The sequence below is a fragment of the Gemmatimonadota bacterium genome, from assembly GCA_021295815.1.
Taxonomy (GTDB): Bacteria; Gemmatimonadota; Gemmatimonadetes; order Longimicrobiales; family Gaopeijiaceae; genus JAGWBQ01.
Map to the genome: position 1 here is coordinate 1 of JAGWBQ010000006.1, position 506 is coordinate 506.

Annotated in this window: 1 rRNA gene (running past one end of the window); it reads left to right on the forward strand. The window is 56.7% G+C overall.

The features are described 5' to 3' along the window. Window positions 1–506, forward strand: a 23S ribosomal RNA gene (locus J4G12_03145); its annotated part runs 429 nt beyond the window's last position; the annotation flags it as partial.

Consider the following 506-nt stretch of genomic DNA (forward strand, 5'->3'; position numbering starts at 1 on the left):
GACCTGCACGAATGGCGTAACGATCTGGGCGCTGTCTCCTCCGCAAGCTCGGCGAAATTGGAGTCTCGGTGAGGATACCGAGTACCCGCGACAGGACAAAAAGACCCCGTGCACCTTTACTACATCCTGTCATTGGATCTTGGCACTGCATGTGTAGCATAGGTGGGAGACGTCGATCCGGGAGCGCCAGTTTTCGGGGAGTCATCGGTGAAATACCACCCTTGTGATGTTGAGTTTCTAACCCAGGCGAGTGAATCCTCGTCGGGGACAGTGGCAGGTGGGTAGTTTGACTGGGGCGGTCGCCTCCCAAAAAGTAACGGAGGCGCGCAAAGGTTCCCTCAGTGCGGTCGGCAATCGCACGAAGAGCGCAAAGGCATAAGGGAGCTTGACTGCGAGATCGACGGATCGAGCAGGTACGAAAGTAGGTCTTAGTGATCCGGCGGTTCCGAATGGAAGGGCCGTCGCTCAACGGATAAAAGGTACGCCGGGGATAACAGGCTTATCGC